Genomic DNA, 18540 nt, shown 5'->3' with positions numbered 1-18540 from the left:
CATGCAATGAAGTTTTCCCTCATCTACGAAGCCCAGACCACCGACGCATCGCGCGAGGGCGACCGCCGGGTATTCAGGGAGACGGTGGAGCAGGCGCTGCTCGCCGAGCAGGTGGGCTTCGACACGATCTGGTGCGTGGAGCCACATCGCTGACCCACTACGCGCACATGAGCGCGCCGGAAACCTTCCTGGCGTACCTGGCCGGACGCACGACGCGCATCGGCCTCGGCCACGGCCACGGCCACGGCGTCGTGTGCCTGCCGCCGGCGATGAACCATCCGATCAAGGTCGCCGAGCGCGTCGCGCTGCTCGACATCCTGTCGGGCGGCCGCGTGCACTTCGGCGTCGGCAAGGGCGGCAGCCAGCAGGAGGCCGGCGCGTTCGGCTACGACCTGAACGAACTGCAGCCGATGATCGACGAGTCGATGTACCTCGTGCCGAAGATGTTCGTGCAGGACGAGATCGAGCACGACGGCACTTACATCAGGATTCCGAAGCGACCGATCCACCCGAAGCCGTTCCAGGATCCGCATCCGCCGATGTACCTCGCGTGCACCAACACCGACGCGCTGCTGCGCGCCGGCCAGCGCGGGATGGGCGCGCTCGTGCTCGGCTTCGGCGGCCCCGACGAAGTCGCGAAGAAGAACGCGGTGTACCGCGAAGCGTGGGCAAACCGCAAGCCGGAAGACCAGGTCGGCTTCCGCCCGACCCGGCATCTCGCGGCGCTGTGCCCGGCGGTCGTGATGGCCGACGGCCAGGCGGCCCGCAACGCGGGCCGGGCCCGACGGCCGCCGTTCGGGCAATGTTTCAGTTGCGTGTCGACTCTTGCACAGGGGGGCTGAATGAAACTGATCGCGCGCATGTCGACGGCAGCGCTGCCTTGCTGGCGCCGGGCGGTGCGGCCGACGGTGGGTTTGCCGCGCCGCCGCCGCCGCCGCCTTCGCCGCCCGCCGGAGACGATTGCGAGGGTCAGTTGTCTTGAACATTGACATCGCCGGTTTGTGCAATCTTCGCCAGTACGCGCTTCTGGTATGCGTACCACGATGTCAGGCATTCCTTATCTCGACAATTTTTCTCTCGAAAGTTCCACTGCTTGCGTGTTCGTTCGGCAAACGCCGTTTTGTCGATGACGGCGTCTTTTGCTTGCTGATAGGTCGCGGCAAGATCCCGGTCGGACGCTGCAAGATCCGGATCGTGGCAGATCAGGAACTCCGGAATCGACTTTGCCTTAGTGCAATCGAAGCTTGTTTGTTGCAGTGGCGCGTTCGTTGCGTCACTGGCCGGTTGGTTTGCCACCGGCTGATCCGCAGGCACGTTCGATGGTGTCGAAACTGCCTTGTTCTGTGATTGTTGAGGTTGATTGAGTGTTTCCGTGTGCTGACCATAGGGGACCAGCTGCCCTGACATCGCGTCTTCAATCATCTCGCCGATCAGGGAATTGGGTACAACGCGGAGAGTTTCTGTTTTTAGAATCATGTCGCCGGCCATTGTTTGAGATTTGGCAAAATCACATGGCGCCGAACAAGTAATGCGATTGGAAACATTCGGATTGTCTTCATCGACCAGGAGCAGAATGTAGTTGCCGTCCCTGAGGCCGACGAAACGCATCATTACGAGTGCCTTCGTGGCTTTTCCTGCTCTCACGTCATCTTCACTCAATGCAGGCTCGTAACCATATGTGCCATCCTGGCTCATTGCGTAGTTGTGCGACGGGGGAGGCGGCGCAGAGGCTACCGCAGGAGGCGATGGCAGTGGCGCGGAGCCGGGGTTCGTTGCTGACGACTGAGCGCTGTTGTCCGATTGCTTCGAATTACAACCCGCTACGATGGTTGAAGCCAACAAAAGAAGAAGTGCGATACGTTTCACAGTTTCCCCGCTGGTCGATTGGCCTTTTGGATTGCCGATGGCTGGCGCGGATATTCAAGGTGAGATGCCTCGCCTTTAATAGTCCGGCAGCCGAATTGGTTTGATAGGTCGGCTTGGTCTCGGTCGGTGGATTGTACCAAGGTGCTTCGTCTGGATGGGGACCTGGAAAGTCAATAAATTGATACATCGTGGTTGCATATCGAATGATAAGCATGTGCCGGTATCGGTATTCCCCCTGAGTCGTCGCGCAAGATTCCGCATCCGCCGCAGTCGCGACCGCCACGAGGTCACACCTTTGCAACACTTTCGGGAAGCGTTGCGTCAATCGCGCTTGACGGCGACGAACTCACGTCCGCACCGAAGGCCGCCCGGCCTTGTCCCGCCTGCCCGGCGGCATCCACGCGCGATCCGGCCCGTCGCGCGTGCCGGCCTCGCATGCCGGAACGGGATGCGTTTCTGAAACATTTCTTCCGATTACCTCTCGCGTGACCGTTCGAGTTCGACGGTGATGCTTGTCCCGCGCAGGTTTGCGCGTCATGGCACGCGCCTTGCGGTTGCCCCGATGCCGCGGGTGCGGACGAAACCGGCCAGAGCGACGATCGCATCGGCGGCATGCAACGACATCGAACCAAACGGGGAATCGGATCGGGAGCGGGCGCCGCGCATGTCGTATCGGTCATGCGCGGGGCGCGATGCGCTCCCGATCCGTGGAACAGCAAGCGTGCTTGCAAGGTGTCGTGCCGGGGTTCGCATCGCGCATGGCGACGCAGGCCGCATGCGCCGGCGCGGCTCGCCCGGCACATGTCGGGGAGGCGCCCGTGAAAACGACAATGAACCAATGGGTTGCGGTCGCGGCGATGTGCGCCGCAAGCGCGCACGCGCAGGAGATCTACCTGCAGGGCGGTACGCAGGGCGCGGGCATCGGTGCGGCCGTGAGCTTCAATTCGATGCTGGGCGCGCATGCGGATTTCAACGCGATCGATCTTTCGCATGATTTCTCGGTCGCCGGCAATCGCTACCAGGACGACCTGAAGCTGCGCCAGGGCGGCCTGTACGCGGATATCTTTCCATGGCGAGGCAGCGGCTTCCGGGCGACGCTCGGGATGCGCTTCAACGACGACGAGCTGCGCGGCGTATCGGCGCCGACCGACGGGGCCTACGTGTTCGGCGGCAAGCGCTATCCGGCGTTGCCGGGGATGTATGCGGTCGCGCAAGCGCGTTATCCGACCGTGATGCCGTATGCCGGGATCGGCTACGGGCACCGGCCCGCGTCGAAAGGGCTGGGATTCGTCGCCGACCTCGGAGTTGCGTACGGGATACCGGAATGCACGTACACGCTCTCACCGGCACTGGCGGCCGCGGCGGGGCCGGCGAAGAGCCAGATCCTGGCCGAGAGCGGGCTGGATGCGCTGCGGCAGGTGATGTCGCGCTATCGGTGGTACCCGGTGTTGCAGATCGGGGTTTCGTACCGGTTCTGAGCGGTCGGGGTGGGAGAGCGCGTGCCGGTCGTACAGAGGGGCATGGCCGATCGGCCGTCTTTTCCGTCGCGCTGATCCGGCTTACCTTGCACGCAGTTCGACGTGTCGAGCGAACTGCGCGAGTTGGCCGGATTCATGCGGCCGGTTTGCCGTTCGCTGACGCCAACCACCGTCCTCCTTCAGTGGTTCTGGATGATAGCAATGATTGCAATCCAGGATCGTCGCGCTATCATTGATAGCGATATCTGGATGGAGGGAACCATGGCAAATCTTCTGGTGCGTAACGTGGATGACAGGATCGTTCAGAGCCTGCGTGAGCAGGCTGCGGCAAACGGCAGGAGTGCCGAGGCCGAACATCGGGCCATTCTGGCCGATGCACTCGGTCGGCCCAAGCGAAGGACATTTGCGGAAGTGCTGACAAGCATGCCCGATGTTGGCGAAGACGCGGATTTTCAACGTGTTCAGGATTCCGGCGAGGTCAGGCGTGTTTTTGATTGATACGAACGTCATCAGCGAAATCAGGAAGGGCAAGCGAACCAACCGCGGCGTGCGGGCCTTCTTCAGGCAGGCCGAGGCGGACGCGAGCCCGCTGTACCTTTCCGTTGTGACGGTTGCTGAACTTCGACGCGGCGTCGATCTGATCCGTCATCGCGGCGATCACAGCCAGGCGTCGGCGCTGGAGGCGTGGCTCGCGACGGTCCTGTCCGGCTATGCGCCGAACATCCTGCCGGTGGACATCGAGGTCAGCCAGATGTGGGGGCATTTGCGCGTGCCCGACCCGGCGCACGCACTCGACAAGCTCATCGCAGCCACTGCGCTGATCAACGATCTCACCGTGGTCACGCGCAACGTCGCGGATTTCTCCCGCACCGGCGTGCGGTTGCTGAACCCGTTCGACTGAGCCGGGTTGCCTGACGCGGCAGCCGACGCGCGTTCGCCGCCTTCCCCGCGCGTCTGACCCGCTGCGCCGGGCGTCCGAACGCTCCCGTTCCCCGCCGCTTCTCGTCCCAACAGACGATGTAACGCCACCCCCGACCGGCCGGAATCCTTTCACGAACAACGGATTCTGAACCAGGAGGAGGCCGACATGATCGATGTCCGTGCGCTGGGCTACGTCGTCGTCGAGGCGACGCGCGTCGATGCGTGGCGCCGCTACGCGGAAGACGTGCTGGGCATGCAGGCGCTCGACGCGCCCGGCGGCGCGCTGTACCTGAAGATGGACGAGCGCGACTTCCGCTACGTGATCGTCCCCGGCGCGGCCGACCGTTATGCCGCGTCGGGCTGGGAGCTGCCCGACGGCGCCGCGTTCGACGCCGCGCTGGCGGCGCTGCAACGTGCGGGTATCGAGCCGGTCCGCGCGACGCCCGGCGAAGCCGCGCTGCGCCGCGTGCAGGCGATGGCGTGGTGCACCGACCCGTCCGGCAACCGCCACGAGCTGTACTGGGGCGCGCGCTGCGACTTCCGCCGCTTCGTGTCGCCGCAGGGCGTCGCGCATTTTACCGGAATGCACGTACACGCTCTCGCCGGCACTGGCGGCCGCGGCGGGGCCGGCGAAGAGCCAGATCCTGGCGGAGAGCGGGCTGGATGCGCTGCGGCAGGTGATGTCGCGCTATCGGTGGTACCCGGTGTTGCAGATCGGGGTTTCGTACCGGTTCTGAGCGGTCGGGGTGGGAGAGCGCGTGCCGGGGAATCGTCGGTATCGCGGATACGGGCGTGACCACGGATACAGGCAAGTGGCGTGTTTTTTCCGTCGTCATGCCGAGTACGAGCTATGTCCGAAATGGGCTGCGGATTCAACCCGTCGATGCAACGAATTGATGAAATCGCTCAGCCGGTGTGTCGAAGTCTAGTGTCTTTCGCGCCCCCCGATTAAGACGCCCGGTATGGCTTGGGGAGAAGCCACCCACACGGTGAAGGAGTCGCCGATCGAATGCATCCGGGCGGCGCCGTGAAGACTTGTCTTCGTGATGCGTCCATCGTGTCGGCGTCGAGCGAGTCTTTTCGGTCCTGGCGCGTGCAGGTGTTGATTGACAATACGCTGCCCAACGACGTTGCTCCGGGTTCGTGCGACGCTTTCTTCGCGCGCGATCCGTTTGCGCTCGGTTCGGACTGCTCCAGTATTTACAAATGCGAATCTGTTCGGGATGTCGTTGATCGCTCCATGAATCAGTGCGTCGAGTTTATGGTGCTTGATTGTTGATGTCTTTGAATAATGGGGCTCGCTGTCCGGTCGCTGAAAAGTACGAAGCCGTGTTGTGTGTGGGGCAATTCATTCTCGGGATTGAAATTGCGATTATTGATAAAAATCAATTTCCAGAAACGGCTGCATTCATTGCTGCAACGGTCCGTGCATTTGCCGACAAATTTCCAATCCAATGCGGGCGTATGAGGCGTGCAAAGAATGTGCAAGGTGGATTGGCGTTGTGTGAATTTATTTAATCGATTTAAAATCAAATGCCAAATAAATGGATAATTCAGAAAAATGAAATAAATATATTTTTTGCGGAATTGTGGATTTATGGTTGCGCATTCGGGTGTTTTGAATATACTGAATTTTCCTCCCAAACCTAAAGAGGGGTTGAGAAATGACAAGTCCGATTAATGCTCTTACGACGCAAGCAGGAAGCACTCCCGGGCCGCAGTACCAACCGCCCTGGGATTTCGTTACCGTTGACACAAACACCGGTGTGGGTGGTGAATATATCTACATCGGTTATCAATGCGGTGATGGCAGCCCGGTGACGTCACTCAATTTCGTTGCTTATGATCACGCGCAATCCAATCCGCCGTCGGGCTGGAACTGGAACCCGCAGGATCTGAAGGCGGGTGCGGGCGGGAAATACATCTACATGGTCTGGAAGAACGGAGAGCCGAACAAAAAGCCCATCACCGCCATCACGCTGCTTGTGGTTAGCAGCTCCTCGCCGCCCGCAATCGAAGGTTATACCGCGATTCAGCAGGACTTGAATCAAGGGGCCGGCGGCCCTTACATCTGGCCGTATTACAGCACGATCGTGCCGATGGAGTTGAAGGAAGAGGTGGTGACCCGCAAGGCGTAATCGACTGATGTCCATTGTGCGGCAAGCGTCTGCTTGAGCTTGCCGCATTCAGTCTTGATTTATTGTTGATTGCCAATGCGCTGCCGTAGTGCGATCGGGATGCGCAATTTTTGCTCGAGAATTATCGCGCCAATCCCGCTGGGCTCGGTGCTTCCCGCAGGATTTCCCGGTACGGATATTCACCGGCCGGGTGGCCGTCAGCGGATTCGTGACAGCCTGACCAGGTACGCCAGAACTGCTACCTCGATTCCAGTGTTTCTTTCACGTTCGATTATGTGCGTCGCGCCGCCCTTTGCAGACAGGAACGGGACACACCTGAAGACGTTGTCCAGCGCTTCCGTGTCGGCGTGTACCCGGTCGATGCAAGGAACGGAAGCACTGCTTGCGCCTGCTCGAGGGCGGCATTCGCTGATGATCCAGTACCACACGGGCCACAGATGTCGCCCGTCATCGAGCCCGGTTTCTTTGCCTGCCGTGGAGAAAGGGGGGGCCGGGAACGGGCTGATCCGGACAGGTCGATCGCTGGGCCAGTCGGCGCGAGCAAGCACGTGCAGCCATGCATCGATTCCGGCATAGACATGATTCTTCGTGGATTTCCAGGGATGTTGCTTGCAGAACCTCAAGGGACGTTCGCAATCCGGGACGGCAACCCCTAGATACGAGTCCACCTCTACCGACCGCGACGTGACGTCATCAGTTTCACCGGGATTGCCAATGTCATGCCCGGAAATTCCTGCCCTCTGGCCGATGGAAACGCCAAGCGGACTTCATTGCGAGACGGTTGCCCTGGCAATCGCCGCGCGGTAAGGCTCGGCTAACGCGGCTCCTTCTCGATAGAGAATCCTGGTCGCCCAGCATGCGTCGTGGGGAGAGACCGTTCCCGGGTTTTGCAGCACCGAAATGAATTTCTGCGCTTCCTGCGGAGATAGTGTGGCTTTTATTCTGGACATGGCTTCGTTGACATCCTCCTGCTTGAGTGTCGGAATAGGATCCTGTCGCAATGCGGCCAGTACGGCGTCGGCCCCGGATGAAAACCAGAAATCGGCGTCGGCCTCGTTTAGCTTGACTAGGGCTTGGTCCATTGCGCTCGGCCCAGGCGTTGACGAGGGGCCCTGCAGGAGCGCCACGCACTCGGATTCGCTCGCCTCGTCGAATATCCTGGACACGATTCGCATCCTGGTCTCGAGCGTTGCATCGTCGAGCCGCGTCATGCCATTCAATGCCAGGCGGGTGCCGCGGCTTGTTGCATTCTCGCGCGTCGTCCGGGCTGCGAATGCCTGAAAGTCCGGATCGGAGGTCACTCGCATGACGTATTTCGCGTAGCTCGCATGGATTGGCGTGGATTCGGGGAAGGGGTTGTGGATCTCCTCGCCTTGAATGTTCGCCTCCGCATCAGGTGCTGCATCCGCGCGCCCGATCGTCAGTGCAAGTACAAGCAGCACGCACTTGTGAATTCCGTTGCCGTTCATGTCGATTACCGTTTTGTTCAGATTGTGTGAATGGCGTCAAGCGTAAATGCCGGCCGGCAAGGGTAACGCAGAGAGGTCGGCGCGTGGAGCGGCCGTCGTCGGGAGACAAGCACGACGGATCAGGCTTGGCCGCTGCCAACCGTGACGGGAGGGCGCTGCCCGACTGTCAGTGAATGACCCGGGCGGCATGTGATTGCTCTGGGCACAGTGCTTCAGTGTGGAAGGCCGCTGTTTGCGATCCCGCGTTTCCGCGGACATGCACGGTTCATCAAGGAAATGGCGCCGGTTATGGATTCGCAAGTCGTCAGGGCGGACAGCATTGACGAACGACCAAGTCCACATCGCTTTGCGGGTTGTCTGTCGGTCAACTGATCTGGCGTACAGTGGCATCGGCCTTCAAACCCGGCTGACGGCTGGCAAGCGACGTCGAAAGTCCAGGAAGCGCGAGATGCTGATGTGCCGAAGCGGGTGACACAGCATTGCGCCAAAATGAGCTTTGCACATGGTGGAATGAAGGTGGGGTTCGAGTGTGCTTGCCGCTTCGCGGCAGGGATTGGGCGTATGGGCAGCAAAGTGGCTTTGTTGTATGGTCGCAGCGAAGTTCCGAAGCTTCACTTCTTCAGTCGGGAGAAAATGATGGCGCAAGTCGCGTACGTTGTAGCGAAGCAAGCGGATGGACAGGTTCAAAGCTGGCCGATGAGCCCGGTTGGCGTCCCTCAGCAGTCGTTGCCTGATGCTTTTAACGCCGGTTACAAGGTCGTCAGTACGATAAGTACGACTGACTTTGTGCTGGTAATCGTCGAGCAATAGAGCGGGAAGTACCGTCGGTGCCATGTACTTGGCTGCCTTTCTTTGGCCTCGATTGGAAAAGACAGGCTTCGGCAAGAGACTGTTCATGGCGCACAGGCAAGTGCCTGGTTTTTATGGCGGCAAGATGCACGCTCCGGCATGCGTTTTTTTGCCAAAATACGCACCGGGCTAATTGAAATGGAAAGAAATACGTCGGATCGCCATGCCTGTTTGCTAACACGAACGTCATCAACGAAATCAGGAAAGGCTCGCGAACCCATTGCGGTGTGCGGGCCTTCTTCGTTCAGGCAGGCCGCGGCGGACGCAAGCCGAGCCTACCCGAATCTTTGTGTGTGAGACATGAACTGACGGCCAAGGAAACTTCATGCCGTCCGAACGTCCGCAATCACGGGAGCGGTTTCCCGACGGTGCGCTCGCCGCCCTCGAATGCACGTTGTCGCGACTGCTTCCGTGGCCAGGTCTAGAACGTCGAGAATTCCCAGATATGGTCCTTGCCGTGTTGCCTGACGAACGCCTTCAGCCTCGCGATATCGGAAATTTGCCCGGAATCGAGGTCTTCGTGCCGGCCGTTCGTGACGTAATCGAGCGCGTCCGGCGCAAGTTCGAAGGCGTGCTGCACGACGAGACGCCGCGCCCCGACGCGTCGCTGGCAAAGATGGCGACGCTCGAACCGCTGTTGCCGGGCGGCTCGCTGACGGCCGCCGTCGCGAGCCAGACCGGCGATGCGGCCGCCCGCGCTGCATCACGTGTTCGAGCCGCGCTGAGGGCGGGTGTGCCGGCCAAAAATCAGGGGCGCATCGAAACGGGCGCTGTCGGCCGGCAACGCCCGTCGCACAAGGCGCGCACGGCAGCCGCGCGGATGCACTGCACCGAAAGGACTTGACGAGGTGGCGATTTCGGCGTAGTGTCCGAGACCGAAGTCGTCAAGAAGTTCGATTGCTCATCATTCGCCGCATACCATGCGGCAGTCGTTGGTCTCTCCCTCTTTTGATCTTTCTGTGCCCGTCACGGGCGCATGTTCAATCTTTTGTAAATTGCATTAAGGAAGTATTTGTGGATACCGGTACCGTCAAGTGGTTCAACGAAACCAAGGGCTTTGGTTTCATTTCCCCGGACAACGGCGGCGACGATCTGTTCGCCCATTTCTCGGAAATTCGCGGCACGGGTTTCAAGACCCTGGCCGAAGGCCAGAAGGTCAGCTTCGAAGTGAAGCGCGGCCCGAAGGGTCTGCAAGCGTCGAACATCACGCCGCAGTAAGCCGCATCGGCAGCGGCCGCCACGCGGCCGTCGCCGGCCGGATTCTCGCGCGGGACGCCGTTTGACCGGCAGTCCGCGCGATCCGATGCGCACGACCGATGCATCGCGGCATTCGCGATGCATCGGTCGTGACGCCTCCCTCATCGCATGCCCGAACGGCGTGCGACGCAACGCCCTCGCGAAGCGCCCGTCGCTTCGCCAGCGCATCACCGCTTCAACGCATCAACCCGAGCAGACCGCCGCCATGCCTTGGCCGGCGCGGTCCCGACCTGCGCGGCGCTCATCGCGCCGCCGCCACCGACCGCCCGAACGCCGCAACGCGCCGGGCTCCGATCGCAAGACAGGCCCCTGGCCCGTCTGAACGAACCGATCCCCGGCAGCCTGCCGGCCGCTGTCCCGTTGCGGGACAGCGCACCGGGCAGATCGCCGCGGCCGCGGTCAATCACCTTGTCTGGAGGAATTGGTTTGGCAAAAGAAGAACTGCTGGAACTGGACGGAATCGTCGACGAAGTGCTGCCGGACAGCAAATACCGTGTCACGCTGGAAAACGGCGTCGTGGTGGGCGCCTACGCGTCGGGCCGCATGCGCAAGAACCACATCCGCATTCTCGCGGGCGACCGCGTGACACTGGAACTGTCGGTGTACGACCTCACCAAGGGCCGCATCAACTTCCGGCACAAGGACGCGAATTCGCCGCGTCCGCCGCGAACCGGGCAGCCGCGCCGCTAAGCGGCCGGGATCGGGCGCGCGACGCGCCCCGATCGCAATCTGTCCGGCCATGAGCCGGGCAACCCCGACGGGCGGCGCGGTTCGCGCCGTTCGCCGGCGGCCGGCGGCATCGCGCCGCGGCGGCCGCATCGCCTTCACCGGCCGCCGCGCGTGCACTACGCTCAGGCCGCCGCGTCCCGCAGGAAATCCTCGACGATCGTCGCGAAATACGGCGGACATTCCTGCATCGGGTAATGCCCGCAATTCGGGATCGTCGCCAGCCGCGCATGCGGATGCCACGCGAGGAACGTCGCCTGCATCGTCGCGGCGTCGAGCCCCGGGTCCTTGTCGCCGACGATCACCAGGAAGCGCGTGTCGAGCCCGCGCACGTCGTCGACGAAATCCGTTCCCGTCAGCATGTCGAGATACGCGAGCCGGCAGCCCGGCGCCGTGCGCTCGCGGTTCTGCCGCAGCTTCACGTCGGCCCAGCGCGCCGACAATCCCCCCGTCACGTAGCGCGCGAGCCGTCGCAATGCATCGTCGTCGACGGTCGTGCTCGCGAAGAATGCGCGCGCGTCGTCGTTCAGGCGGTTGCCGACCGCCGACACCGGGCATACGGCGATCGCGCTCAGGATGCGCTCGGGCGCGTCGGCGGCGAGTCGCTGCGTCGCCATGCCGGTCATCGAATGGCCGATCACGTGAAAGCGCTGCCAGCCCAGCCGATTCGCGAGCGCCAGGCAGTCGGCCGAGATTTCGTCGACGGTATACGCACCGGTCAGGTGGGCGGATTCGCCGTAACCGCGCAGATCGACGAAGACATAGGTAAACGCCGCGTCGTCGAGATACGGCAGCAGCGCCGCGTAGTTCGTCCGGTCGCCGAGCCAGTCGTGCAGGACCATCACGCAGGCGGGGCCCGTGCCGTACTGCAGGTAGCCGAGGCCGTCGTGGCCGTTTGCCGGGCGGGGGGCGAGGGTGTCGATACGATTCATTTCAAGGGTTTCCTTCTGGTTGGGAGAACCAAAACGAAACGCCCTCCCGGCGGACCGGGAGGGCGTCTTGAAAGTGCATCGATCGTATCGGGCCGTCCGGCGAAAGTCAACGGCCGGGGCGCGGGCGAGGGCCAACCGGTTACGCCGCGACCGCCCGCGCCATCGTCAGCGCCGCGTCCTCGATCATGTCCTCCTGCCCGCCGACGAGCCGCTGTCGGCCCAGTTCGACGAGGATGTCGCGCGCCGGTATCCCGTACTTCGCTTCCGCGCGCTTCGCGAACAGCAGGAACGACGAATAGACGCCCGCATAGCCGAGCGTCAGCGCGTCGCGGTCGAGGCGGATCGGGGCGTCCATGATCGGCGCCACGAGATCCTCGGCGACGTCCGAGATCGCGAACACGTCGACGCCCGCGTCGATCCGCATCCGGTCGCACACCGCGACGAACACTTCCATCGGCGTGTTGCCCGCGCCGGCGCCGAGCGCGATCGTGCTGCCCGCGTGTGCGTCGGAAACGGCGGTGCACGTCAGCAGCGCGGCGGCCAGCGTCGACAGCGTGGCGGTCGCCCGCCTGTCGGTACGGCGCGAAATCCGTTGATGCATGGTGTCTCCTCTTTGGGGGATCGACGGCGGTCGACCGTGTGTTGTCATGAGAGGCAGGGTAGGGAGATCGCGGTAGCAGGGAATCGTCGAAATGAACTAGATGACTTCCCTAGGACAGCCAACCAATCGCGTTCGCAACGCCCGCCCGGCGCGGTTCAGCGCGCGGTTACCACGGAGACATGATGAAACGCACCGAAGACCTGTTCGACCTGCACGGCAAGGTGGCCGCGATCACCGGCGGCGCGCGCGGCATCGGCGCGGAGACGGCGCGCACGCTGGCCGCCGCCGGCGCGCGCGTCGCGATTCTCGACGTGCTGTCGCAACCGGCCGAAGCGCTGGTCGACGAGATCCGCGCGCAGGGCGGCCAGGCCGCGTTATGGCTGCTCGACGTGACGCACGAGGCCGACGTGGCGCGCGTGTTCGGCGAGATAGTCGCGCGCTTCGGGCGTCTCGACGTACTCGTGAACAACGCGGGCATCGAAGGCCACAACGTGCCGACGCACGAACTCACGCTCGCGCAGTGGCAGCGTGTGCAGGACGTGAACGTCAACGGCGTGTTCCTGTGCACGCGTGCGGCTATCCCGCTGCTCGAAGCGGCCGGTGGCGGCTCGATCGTGAACCTGTCGTCGATGTACGGGATCGTCGGCGGGGCCGACGTGCCGGCCTATCACGCGTCGAAAGCCGCGGTGCGGATGATGGCGAAGGTCGACGCGATGCTGTATGCGGCGAAGAACATCCGCGCGAATTCGGTGCACCCCGGTTCGACGCGAAGGCGAAGGGCACGCGGATTTATCAGCAACTGGCGGCGGATTGCCTGCTGACGATCCGGCGGCTCGACGGGGGAACGCGCGTCCGGGCCGGCCAGGATGCGCCGGATTGCCGGGCTGGTTGCCGTTGCCGTAAGATCGGCACAGGACTCTCCCATCGGCATCCGCGTCACATGAAAAAAAGCATACGTTTGCGGTTCACCGTCATTGCGTCGGCTTTTGCCGTCTACAGCGTTTACATGCACATCCAGCAGCTCGTCAGCGGTTGCGTGTGGGTCAGGGGCCATCAGCGCTGCAGTTTCGAGAACAGTGCGAATTTCGAAGGGTGGATGGATCTTGACCTGATGATTACCTGTTGCTGGGTCGCCGCGGCGGTGGTGGGGTGGATTGCGGTCGCGCAGGCCGCGAAGAAGCCGGGCTGACGATCGGTGTGCGCCGCGAACCCGGTCGCTGTCGATGCGTGACGGCGATTGGCGGGGCGGCGACGGGGCACGCCGCGCCGCAGCGCTCGCGCGCCGAAGGGACAACGGGCCGACGGGCTTGGCCCCTCTTTGCATCTCGCTACGCCGGTTGCCGGAAACGCCGGCCAAGGCCGCCGGTCGTTGTGCTTTTGCCTTCCGCGCCGGGATAATGATCCGGCGTCGCGCATGCTGCGCGAAGGGAGGCTCCCATGCAATTTCCCACGGGGTCGGTGGTCGCGCTCAGCTCGGCCGCCGCGACGATGTTTTCGATGGGCATGCTGTTTCTCGGCTACTGGGGGTTCCACGAGCCGCTGCCGTGGCGGTTCGGCGACTATGTCGTGATCGTGCCCGGGCTGGCGGGCTTCGCGTGCCTCGCCAGCGTGCCGTTTCTGGCGACGTCGCCGATGAAGACCCCCGGCGACGAGTCGCGGATGCTGGTCGCGCGGCGCGTGTTTCTGTGCGGCGCGAGTGCGGTGTGGTGGGCGATCGTCGCGTCGCTGTTCGTGTGAGAGCCGCGGCCGCCGGCGGTGGCGGACGTGGTCGTGCGCGGCGCGCGGCGCACGACCCGAACGAACGGGCGCGGTTCGACAGGAGCGTTGCGATGAAGATCTGCTTTCCCTGCGTTCAGGCAGCCGCCGTATGGTGCGCGATGGTGGTCGTGGCGACGCCGGCGTTCGCGGGCAGCGAGATGCCCGACATGAACGGGGCGGACACCACGATGTCCGCGCCGGATGCGGCGCTGACGGATGCCGAGGTCAAGGAGATCGATGCCGGGCGCGGGCTGGTGACGCTGGAGCACGGCGCGCTCGACAACATCGGGATGCCGGCGATGACGATGGCGTTCAACGTGGCGGACGCGGCAATGATCCGGTCGCTGCACGTGGGCGACAAGGTCAGGGTGCGCGTCGAGAGCGTCAACGGCACGCTCACGATCGTGAGGCTCGTGAAGCGGCCATGACGGACGAGCCGGCGTGGGCGTGACGGCAATACGGGGCGGGACCCGCCCCTTCGTCGTTTGATGCTACGTAACGCGGAGCCCGCGTTACGCGCGTGTTACCGGTGACGGCAAGGCCTGATCGCACCGGGGCGATCGGCGACGGATGCCGGGTGCGATAGCCGCGGACGGCCACCGGCAATGCGCGCGCAGGCATGCGTGCCGATCCGTCGTGGGCGTCGATCGGGATGGCACGATCGATGCTTGTCGGGATGGTCGAGCTGAAAAGCGAAGGGGGCTTTCATGCAAAATCATTTCGTCAGGACGAACGTGGCGCTCGCCGCCATTGCCGCTGCGTGCGCACTGGCTGCCTGTGGCGGCAGCGACGTTACGGCACCGACGCCGGGCGGTGGCACCATCGGAACGACGAGTACGAGCGGGACGAGCGGGAGCAGTGGGACGAGTGGAACCAGTGGCACGAGCGGGAGCAGTGGGACGAGCGGAACCAGTGGCACGAGCGGGAGCAGCGGCACGAGCGGAACCAGCGGCACGAGTGGGACCGGCGGCACAAGCGGAACCAGTGGCACAAGTGGGACCAGTGGCACGAGCGGGACCAGCGGCACGAGTGGGACCAGCGGCACGAGCGGAACCAGTGGGACGAGCGGAACCAGTGGGACGAGCGGAACCAGTGGGACGAGCGGAACCAGTGGCACGAGCGGAACCAGTGGCACGAGCGGAACCAGTGGCACGAGCGGAACCAGTGGCACAAGCGGAACCAGCGGAACCAGCGGCACGAGCGGCACGAGCGGCACGAGCGGCACGAGCGGCACGAGCGGCACGAGCGGCACGAGCGGCACGAGCGGCACGAGCGGCACGAGCGGCACAAGCGGCACAAGCGGCACAAGCGGCACAAGCGGCACAAGCGGCACAAGCGGTACCCCCGGCACGAACGGCATCATCAGCTCCGTCGGCGCGGTCGTCATGGACGCCGGCGCCACGATTTCCGGCGTCAGCCCGCCCGGGGCGACCAAGGGCGTGACGACCGGCCTCGGCAACACGGTCACGGGCGCGGGCACGATCGTCCGCGATACGACCAACGCCATCAGCAACGGCATCGGCCAGATCGGCTTCACGGCGAATCCCGTCGGGACGACAGTGGCCGGCCTCGGCACCATCGTCGGCTCGACCGGCAATCCGGTCGCCGGCCTCGGCGAAACGGTGAAGGCGCTCGGCACCGGCCCGCTGTCGCCGCTGGCGCCCCTCACGACACCCGTCGGCGGCCTGCTCGATACGGTGGCCGGCGGCCTGAAGACGGGCGGCACCATGCTCGGCTCGGCGCTGTCGTCGGGCCCGGTCCAGCAGACCACGCAAGCGATCAGCACGGCGATTACGCCGCTCGTGACGACGGTCGGCCAGGTCACGCAGCAGGTCGGCGCGGCAACCGGCCTCGGGCAGCCGGTCGCGGGCCTGCTCGGGCAGGTCGGCGGTGCGATTACGTCGGCGGGGTGGAAGGTGACGTCCACGTCGCCGCAGCCGCTGGTCGGCGGCGTCGGCGAACTCGTCCGCGCGGTCGGCAACACGGTGACCAATGTGGGCGGTCTCGTGAACGCAAGCGGCGCGAACGGCGCGGTGCCCGTCGCGGGCCTGGTGACGAGCGTGGTCGGCGGCATCCCGGCGACCGTGCACGGCGGTTCCGCAACCGGCACGGGCGGAAACGGCGGTTCGCCGCTGGGCGGTCTCGCCAATCCGCTCGCACCCGTTACGGGGCTGCTGGGCGGCCTGCTCGGCGGCGTGACGGGCAAGTAGTCGCGCGGTCGCCTCGTCCGGCGGCAACCGGCCCGGCGGATGTCGGCGGCAGGTTGCCGCCGACCGCGAGCGCTCGACGCGCGGCCGCGTGCCGGCGTCGGGGCCCGGTCGCGCGATGCGTCATTCGCGGACGACGTCGCGCGGCGACGGCGGTCGCGCCATCCCGCGCGCCGGCAGCGGCGTCGACATCACGATCGACGTGCGTGTTTCGCCGTACAGGTTGATGCGTTCGATCAGTTGTTCGAGATGGGCCATGCTGGTCGCGACGAAGCGCATGACGTACGAGTCGGCCCCCGTCACGTGATGGCATTCGACGACTTCGGGGATCGTCTCCAGCAGCTTGAGGAATTTCGCCTTGGCCGGCTGCGGCACCGTGATGCCGATCAGCGCGCTGACCGGATAGCCGGCCGCGGCAGGATTGATCCGGGCCGTGTAGCCCGCGACGACGCCGGCCGCCTCGAGGCGCTTCACGCGCTCCGTCACCGCCGGCACCGACAGGTGCACCTGGCGCGCCAGCTCCGTATAGCTGATGCGGCCGTTGGCCTGCAACAGCGTCAGTACCTTCCAGTCCAGATCGTCCATTGCGGCTTTTTTTAAGGTGGAGCGGCTATTTTTCCTTAAAAACCGCATTCAGCGATGACGGGACTTTCCCTACGATGCCTGTTCGTCCCGTTGCATGTCGCAAGGAGCAGGCAATGTTGTTCATCCAATCCGTCGTGATCGGGCTGTCGATCGCGGTGCCGGTCGGCCCGATCGGCATGCTGTGCATACAGCGCAGCCTGAGCCGCGGCTTTCACGCGGGGTTCGCGACAGGCGTCGGCGCCGCGTGCGCCGACGCGATCTACGGCCTGCTCGGCGCGCTCGGCGTCGCCGGTGTCGTCACCGCGTTTCCGATGCTTGCCGTCGGCCTGAAGATCGGCGGCGGCGCGTTCCTCGTGTGGCTGGCGTGGACCGTCGCGCGACAGGCGCCGGCCGCATCGACGCCGCAGCGCGACGTGTCGCGCCGTACGACCGTCGTGCGCGATTTCCTGACGACGTTCGGCCTGACGCTGTCGAACCCGATGACGATCCTGTCGTTCGTCGGGATTTTCGCGGCGCTGGGGCCGCTGTCGGGGGCGAGGGATGTGGCGGCGTGGCCGGCCGTCGCGCTGATGGTCGGCGGCGTGTTCGCCGGGTCCGCGGCCTGGTGGTTGTGCCTGAGCAGCGCGACCGCCGCGCTGCGCACGAAGATGTCGTTCGCATTCGTGCACGCGTTGTCGCGTGTATCGGCCGCCGTGATCGCGGTGTTCGGCGCGGTTCAGGTGGTCGCGGGCGTGAAGGGCTTCGTCTAGCGGGGTGTTGCCTTCCGGGAGGTCGCCGCGTTGACCTTTCCGGGGCGCAAAACCCGCCGCGCGTATCGATTCCGGATGCGATCAGATGGGGCGAAAGACGGCGTACTGGTCGCCGTCGAGTTTTTCCATGTACCGGTAGTCGTGGAGCGTCAGGCTGACGGGCTGGAGCGATTTCTCGTCGGCGGCCTCCGTCTCGCTGCTGGCGCGCGTATTGAACAGATGCGAGGCGTTCGCCGAATTCACGAGGAAATCCAGGCCCTTCGCATTCCAGTCGAGATGCCCCCGGAGCAGATAGAAATGCATGATGCCGCATTGCTGATGCGCCCAGAAGTCATGCCACATGAAGGAATCGGGCCGCCACACGGAATTGTGGCTCTCGAAATAGGAGGTCCCGCTCATCGGCATGCATTCGGGCGTCGAGATGATGATGTAGCGCGCCCGGTAGTTCAGGAATTCCAGGAGATCGCGGCCATGAGAGTGGCGCATGTGTTCAATGACATCGCCCAGGATGATCGTGTCGTATGCGTCGCCGGGTCGATCGTAGAGCGTGTCGCTGAGGCCGGCGATGATGTCGTCGTAGCCGTTGTCGATCAGCAGCGGATGGGTTGCCTCGTCGCATTCCAGTGCGGTGAAGCGGCAATCCGGCACGACATCCCGGAGCATGCGTCCGTATTTCCCGCCGCCGGCGCCGATGTCCAGTATTTTTCCCGGATCGATCAGCCTGATCAGGTAGCGTGTCAGTTGATCGAAGGTGGGCCACGAATATCCGATCTGCTCCAATTGAATCTCCAGGCGGGATTGGCTTGAACAATCGATCGTCGTCACGTCACGGTTCGTGCCGGCAGGCGCGGGCGGCGAACCGGGTCGTCGGGCGTGCGGCGCCATCCATCGCAAGACGGCGGCGTGAGATTCGCGATCGATGGCTCGAGGGCCGATCACCGCGCGTCGGGCGCTTATTTTCGGCGCGTGCCGCCCACCGTACGGCCTGACGGAGCAAATGTCCA

19 protein-coding genes and 5 pseudogenes are annotated in these 18540 nt (G+C 64.1%); 17 read left to right on the top strand and 7 right to left on the bottom strand.

All coding sequences use genetic code 11. From position 1 onward, the window contains the following. Positions 1–6: 6 nt before the first annotated feature. Positions 7–776 (top strand): annotated as a pseudogene (locus tag GQ56_RS39165) (LLM class flavin-dependent oxidoreductase); the annotation flags it as partial. Positions 777–969: 193 nt separating this feature from the next. Here GQ56_RS39165 and GQ56_RS40645 read toward each other — a convergent pair. After that, complete coding sequence (locus GQ56_RS40645) at positions 970–1695, bottom strand: lysozyme inhibitor LprI family protein (protein ID WP_075122860.1); 726 nt, start codon at positions 1693–1695, stop codon at positions 970–972. Positions 1696–1810: 115 nt separating this feature from the next. Continuing rightward, a complete protein-coding gene (locus GQ56_RS45840) occupies positions 1811–2080 on the bottom strand; it encodes a hypothetical protein (RefSeq protein ID WP_162531553.1) in 270 nt (89 codons plus the stop codon). Between the two features lie 544 nt (positions 2081–2624). Between GQ56_RS45840 and GQ56_RS0104805 the strand changes: the two genes are divergently transcribed. From GQ56_RS0104805 to GQ56_RS39160, 6 genes and pseudogenes are all read left to right on the top strand, one after another. Then, positions 2625–3344 (top strand): hypothetical protein, encoded by a 720-nt coding sequence (locus tag GQ56_RS0104805; protein WP_081894815.1) that lies wholly within the window; start codon positions 2625–2627, stop codon positions 3342–3344. A gap of 261 nt (positions 3345–3605) precedes the next feature. Beyond that, positions 3606–3842, top strand: coding sequence for a FitA-like ribbon-helix-helix domain-containing protein (locus GQ56_RS0104800; protein WP_031397566.1), 237 nt, complete (start codon positions 3606–3608; stop codon positions 3840–3842). Then, entirely contained in the window at positions 3829–4245 is a 417-nt protein-coding gene (locus GQ56_RS0104795) for a type II toxin-antitoxin system VapC family toxin (protein WP_031397565.1), read from the top strand. The genes GQ56_RS0104800 and GQ56_RS0104795 overlap by 14 nt, the downstream gene beginning before the upstream one ends. Before the next feature lie 186 nt (positions 4246–4431). Further along, a pseudogene (locus GQ56_RS47015) lies at positions 4432–4842 on the top strand (VOC family protein); the annotation flags it as partial. 701 nt (positions 4843–5543) lie between these two features. Continuing rightward, complete coding sequence (locus tag GQ56_RS43895; RefSeq protein WP_152601634.1) at positions 5544–5783, top strand: hypothetical protein; 240 nt, start codon at positions 5544–5546, stop codon at positions 5781–5783. Between the two features lie 146 nt (positions 5784–5929). Then, complete coding sequence (locus GQ56_RS39160; RefSeq protein ID WP_043301090.1) at positions 5930–6403, top strand: hypothetical protein; 474 nt, start codon at positions 5930–5932, stop codon at positions 6401–6403. Between the two features lie 767 nt (positions 6404–7170). On the opposite strand, the gene GQ56_RS0104780 is transcribed toward GQ56_RS39160, so the two are convergent. After that, positions 7171–7872, bottom strand: a complete 702-nt coding sequence (locus GQ56_RS0104780) for a hypothetical protein (RefSeq protein WP_031397563.1) — start codon at positions 7870–7872, stop codon at positions 7171–7173. A gap of 489 nt (positions 7873–8361) precedes the next feature. On the opposite strand from GQ56_RS0104780, the gene GQ56_RS0104775 reads away from it, so the two are divergent. The 4 genes and pseudogenes from GQ56_RS0104775 to infA all read left to right on the top strand — a co-directional run bounded on the left by GQ56_RS0104775 (position 8362) and on the right by infA (position 10668). Beyond that, a complete protein-coding gene (locus GQ56_RS0104775) occupies positions 8362–8682 on the top strand; it encodes a hypothetical protein (RefSeq protein WP_152601633.1) in 321 nt (106 codons plus the stop codon). 604 nt (positions 8683–9286) lie between these two features. Continuing rightward, positions 9287–9415, top strand: a pseudogene (locus GQ56_RS43890) (acetyl-CoA C-acetyltransferase); the annotation flags it as partial. 320 nt (positions 9416–9735) lie between these two features. Beyond that, complete coding sequence (locus GQ56_RS0104760; protein WP_006483056.1) at positions 9736–9939, top strand: cold-shock protein; 204 nt, start codon at positions 9736–9738, stop codon at positions 9937–9939. A 465-nt stretch (positions 9940–10404) separates the two neighbouring features. After that, entirely contained in the window at positions 10405–10668 is a 264-nt protein-coding gene (infA, locus tag GQ56_RS0104755; protein WP_011355053.1) for a translation initiation factor IF-1, read from the top strand. A gap of 161 nt (positions 10669–10829) precedes the next feature. On the opposite strand, the gene GQ56_RS0104750 is transcribed toward infA, so the two are convergent. Next, a complete protein-coding gene (locus GQ56_RS0104750) occupies positions 10830–11636 on the bottom strand; it encodes an alpha/beta fold hydrolase (RefSeq protein WP_031397560.1) in 807 nt (268 codons plus the stop codon). A gap of 139 nt (positions 11637–11775) precedes the next feature. Then, a pseudogene (locus GQ56_RS39155) lies at positions 11776–12117 on the bottom strand (4-hydroxy-2-oxovalerate aldolase); the annotation flags it as partial. Positions 12118–12419: 302 nt separating this feature from the next. Here GQ56_RS39155 and GQ56_RS0104740 point away from each other — a divergent pair. The 5 genes and pseudogenes from GQ56_RS0104740 to GQ56_RS47170 all read left to right on the top strand — a co-directional run. Next, positions 12420–13007: pseudogene (locus tag GQ56_RS0104740) on the top strand (SDR family NAD(P)-dependent oxidoreductase); the annotation flags it as partial. Positions 13008–13177: 170 nt separating this feature from the next. Further along, positions 13178–13426, top strand: coding sequence for a hypothetical protein (locus tag GQ56_RS0104735; protein WP_031397557.1), 249 nt, complete (start codon positions 13178–13180; stop codon positions 13424–13426). A gap of 248 nt (positions 13427–13674) precedes the next feature. Further along, complete coding sequence (locus GQ56_RS0104730) at positions 13675–13974, top strand: hypothetical protein (protein ID WP_031397556.1); 300 nt, start codon at positions 13675–13677, stop codon at positions 13972–13974. Between the two features lie 92 nt (positions 13975–14066). Then, positions 14067–14423, top strand: a complete 357-nt coding sequence (locus GQ56_RS0104725; RefSeq protein WP_031397555.1) for a copper-binding protein — start codon at positions 14067–14069, stop codon at positions 14421–14423. A 279-nt stretch (positions 14424–14702) separates the two neighbouring features. Continuing rightward, on the top strand, positions 14703–16205 hold the full coding sequence (locus GQ56_RS47170; protein ID WP_075122857.1) for a collagen-like triple helix repeat-containing protein: 1503 nt from the start codon (positions 14703–14705) through the stop codon (positions 16203–16205). A gap of 120 nt (positions 16206–16325) precedes the next feature. Here the strand turns inward: GQ56_RS47170 and GQ56_RS0104710 are convergent, their stop codons facing one another. After that, the gene (locus GQ56_RS0104710; RefSeq protein WP_031397553.1) at positions 16326–16787 is read right to left on the bottom strand and encodes an Lrp/AsnC family transcriptional regulator; all 462 of its coding nucleotides are present in this window, start codon (positions 16785–16787) and stop codon (positions 16326–16328) included. Positions 16788–16900: 113 nt separating this feature from the next. Here GQ56_RS0104710 and GQ56_RS0104705 point away from each other — a divergent pair, with 113 nt between their 5' ends. Then, complete coding sequence (locus GQ56_RS0104705; RefSeq protein ID WP_031397552.1) at positions 16901–17536, top strand: LysE family translocator; 636 nt, start codon at positions 16901–16903, stop codon at positions 17534–17536. Between the two features lie 81 nt (positions 17537–17617). On the opposite strand, the gene GQ56_RS0104700 is transcribed toward GQ56_RS0104705, so the two are convergent. Beyond that, positions 17618–18361 (bottom strand): methyltransferase domain-containing protein, encoded by a 744-nt coding sequence (locus tag GQ56_RS0104700; RefSeq protein WP_152601631.1) that lies wholly within the window; start codon positions 18359–18361, stop codon positions 17618–17620. Positions 18362–18540 lie beyond the last annotated feature (179 nt).

It is taken from the genome of Burkholderia paludis, assembly GCF_000732615.1.
Classification (GTDB): Bacteria; Pseudomonadota; Gammaproteobacteria; order Burkholderiales; family Burkholderiaceae; genus Burkholderia; species Burkholderia paludis.
This window is presented reverse-complemented; position numbering and strand designations above follow the sequence as displayed.

What these genes read in the sequence shown, in the direction of transcription:
- GQ56_RS0104705 (WP_031397552.1), top strand. Translation starts at nt 16,901, where the DNA reads ATGTTGTTCATCCAATCCGTCGTGATCGGGCTGTCGATCGCGGTGCCG.
- GQ56_RS43895 (WP_152601634.1), top strand. Translation starts at nt 5,544, where the DNA reads ATGTCTTTGAATAATGGGGCTCGCTGTCCGGTCGCTGAAAAGTACGAA.
- GQ56_RS0104725 (WP_031397555.1), top strand. Translation starts at nt 14,067, where the DNA reads ATGAAGATCTGCTTTCCCTGCGTTCAGGCAGCCGCCGTATGGTGCGCG.
- GQ56_RS0104800 (WP_031397566.1), top strand. Translation starts at nt 3,606, where the DNA reads ATGGCAAATCTTCTGGTGCGTAACGTGGATGACAGGATCGTTCAGAGC.
- GQ56_RS45840 (WP_162531553.1), bottom strand. Translation starts at nt 2,080, where the DNA reads ATGCTTATCATTCGATATGCAACCACGATGTATCAATTTATTGACTTT.
- GQ56_RS0104735 (WP_031397557.1), top strand. Translation starts at nt 13,178, where the DNA reads ATGAAAAAAAGCATACGTTTGCGGTTCACCGTCATTGCGTCGGCTTTT.
- GQ56_RS39160 (WP_043301090.1), top strand. Translation starts at nt 5,930, where the DNA reads ATGACAAGTCCGATTAATGCTCTTACGACGCAAGCAGGAAGCACTCCC.
- GQ56_RS47170 (WP_075122857.1), top strand. Translation starts at nt 14,703, where the DNA reads ATGCAAAATCATTTCGTCAGGACGAACGTGGCGCTCGCCGCCATTGCC.
- GQ56_RS0104805 (WP_081894815.1), top strand. Translation starts at nt 2,625, where the DNA reads ATGGCGACGCAGGCCGCATGCGCCGGCGCGGCTCGCCCGGCACATGTC.
- GQ56_RS0104775 (WP_152601633.1), top strand. Translation starts at nt 8,362, where the DNA reads ATGAGCTTTGCACATGGTGGAATGAAGGTGGGGTTCGAGTGTGCTTGC.
- GQ56_RS0104710 (WP_031397553.1), bottom strand. Translation starts at nt 16,787, where the DNA reads ATGGACGATCTGGACTGGAAGGTACTGACGCTGTTGCAGGCCAACGGC.
- GQ56_RS0104730 (WP_031397556.1), top strand. Translation starts at nt 13,675, where the DNA reads ATGCAATTTCCCACGGGGTCGGTGGTCGCGCTCAGCTCGGCCGCCGCG.
- GQ56_RS0104780 (WP_031397563.1), bottom strand. Translation starts at nt 7,872, where the DNA reads ATGAACGGCAACGGAATTCACAAGTGCGTGCTGCTTGTACTTGCACTG.
- GQ56_RS40645 (WP_075122860.1), bottom strand. Translation starts at nt 1,695, where the DNA reads ATGAGCCAGGATGGCACATATGGTTACGAGCCTGCATTGAGTGAAGAT.
- GQ56_RS0104750 (WP_031397560.1), bottom strand. Translation starts at nt 11,636, where the DNA reads ATGAATCGTATCGACACCCTCGCCCCCCGCCCGGCAAACGGCCACGAC.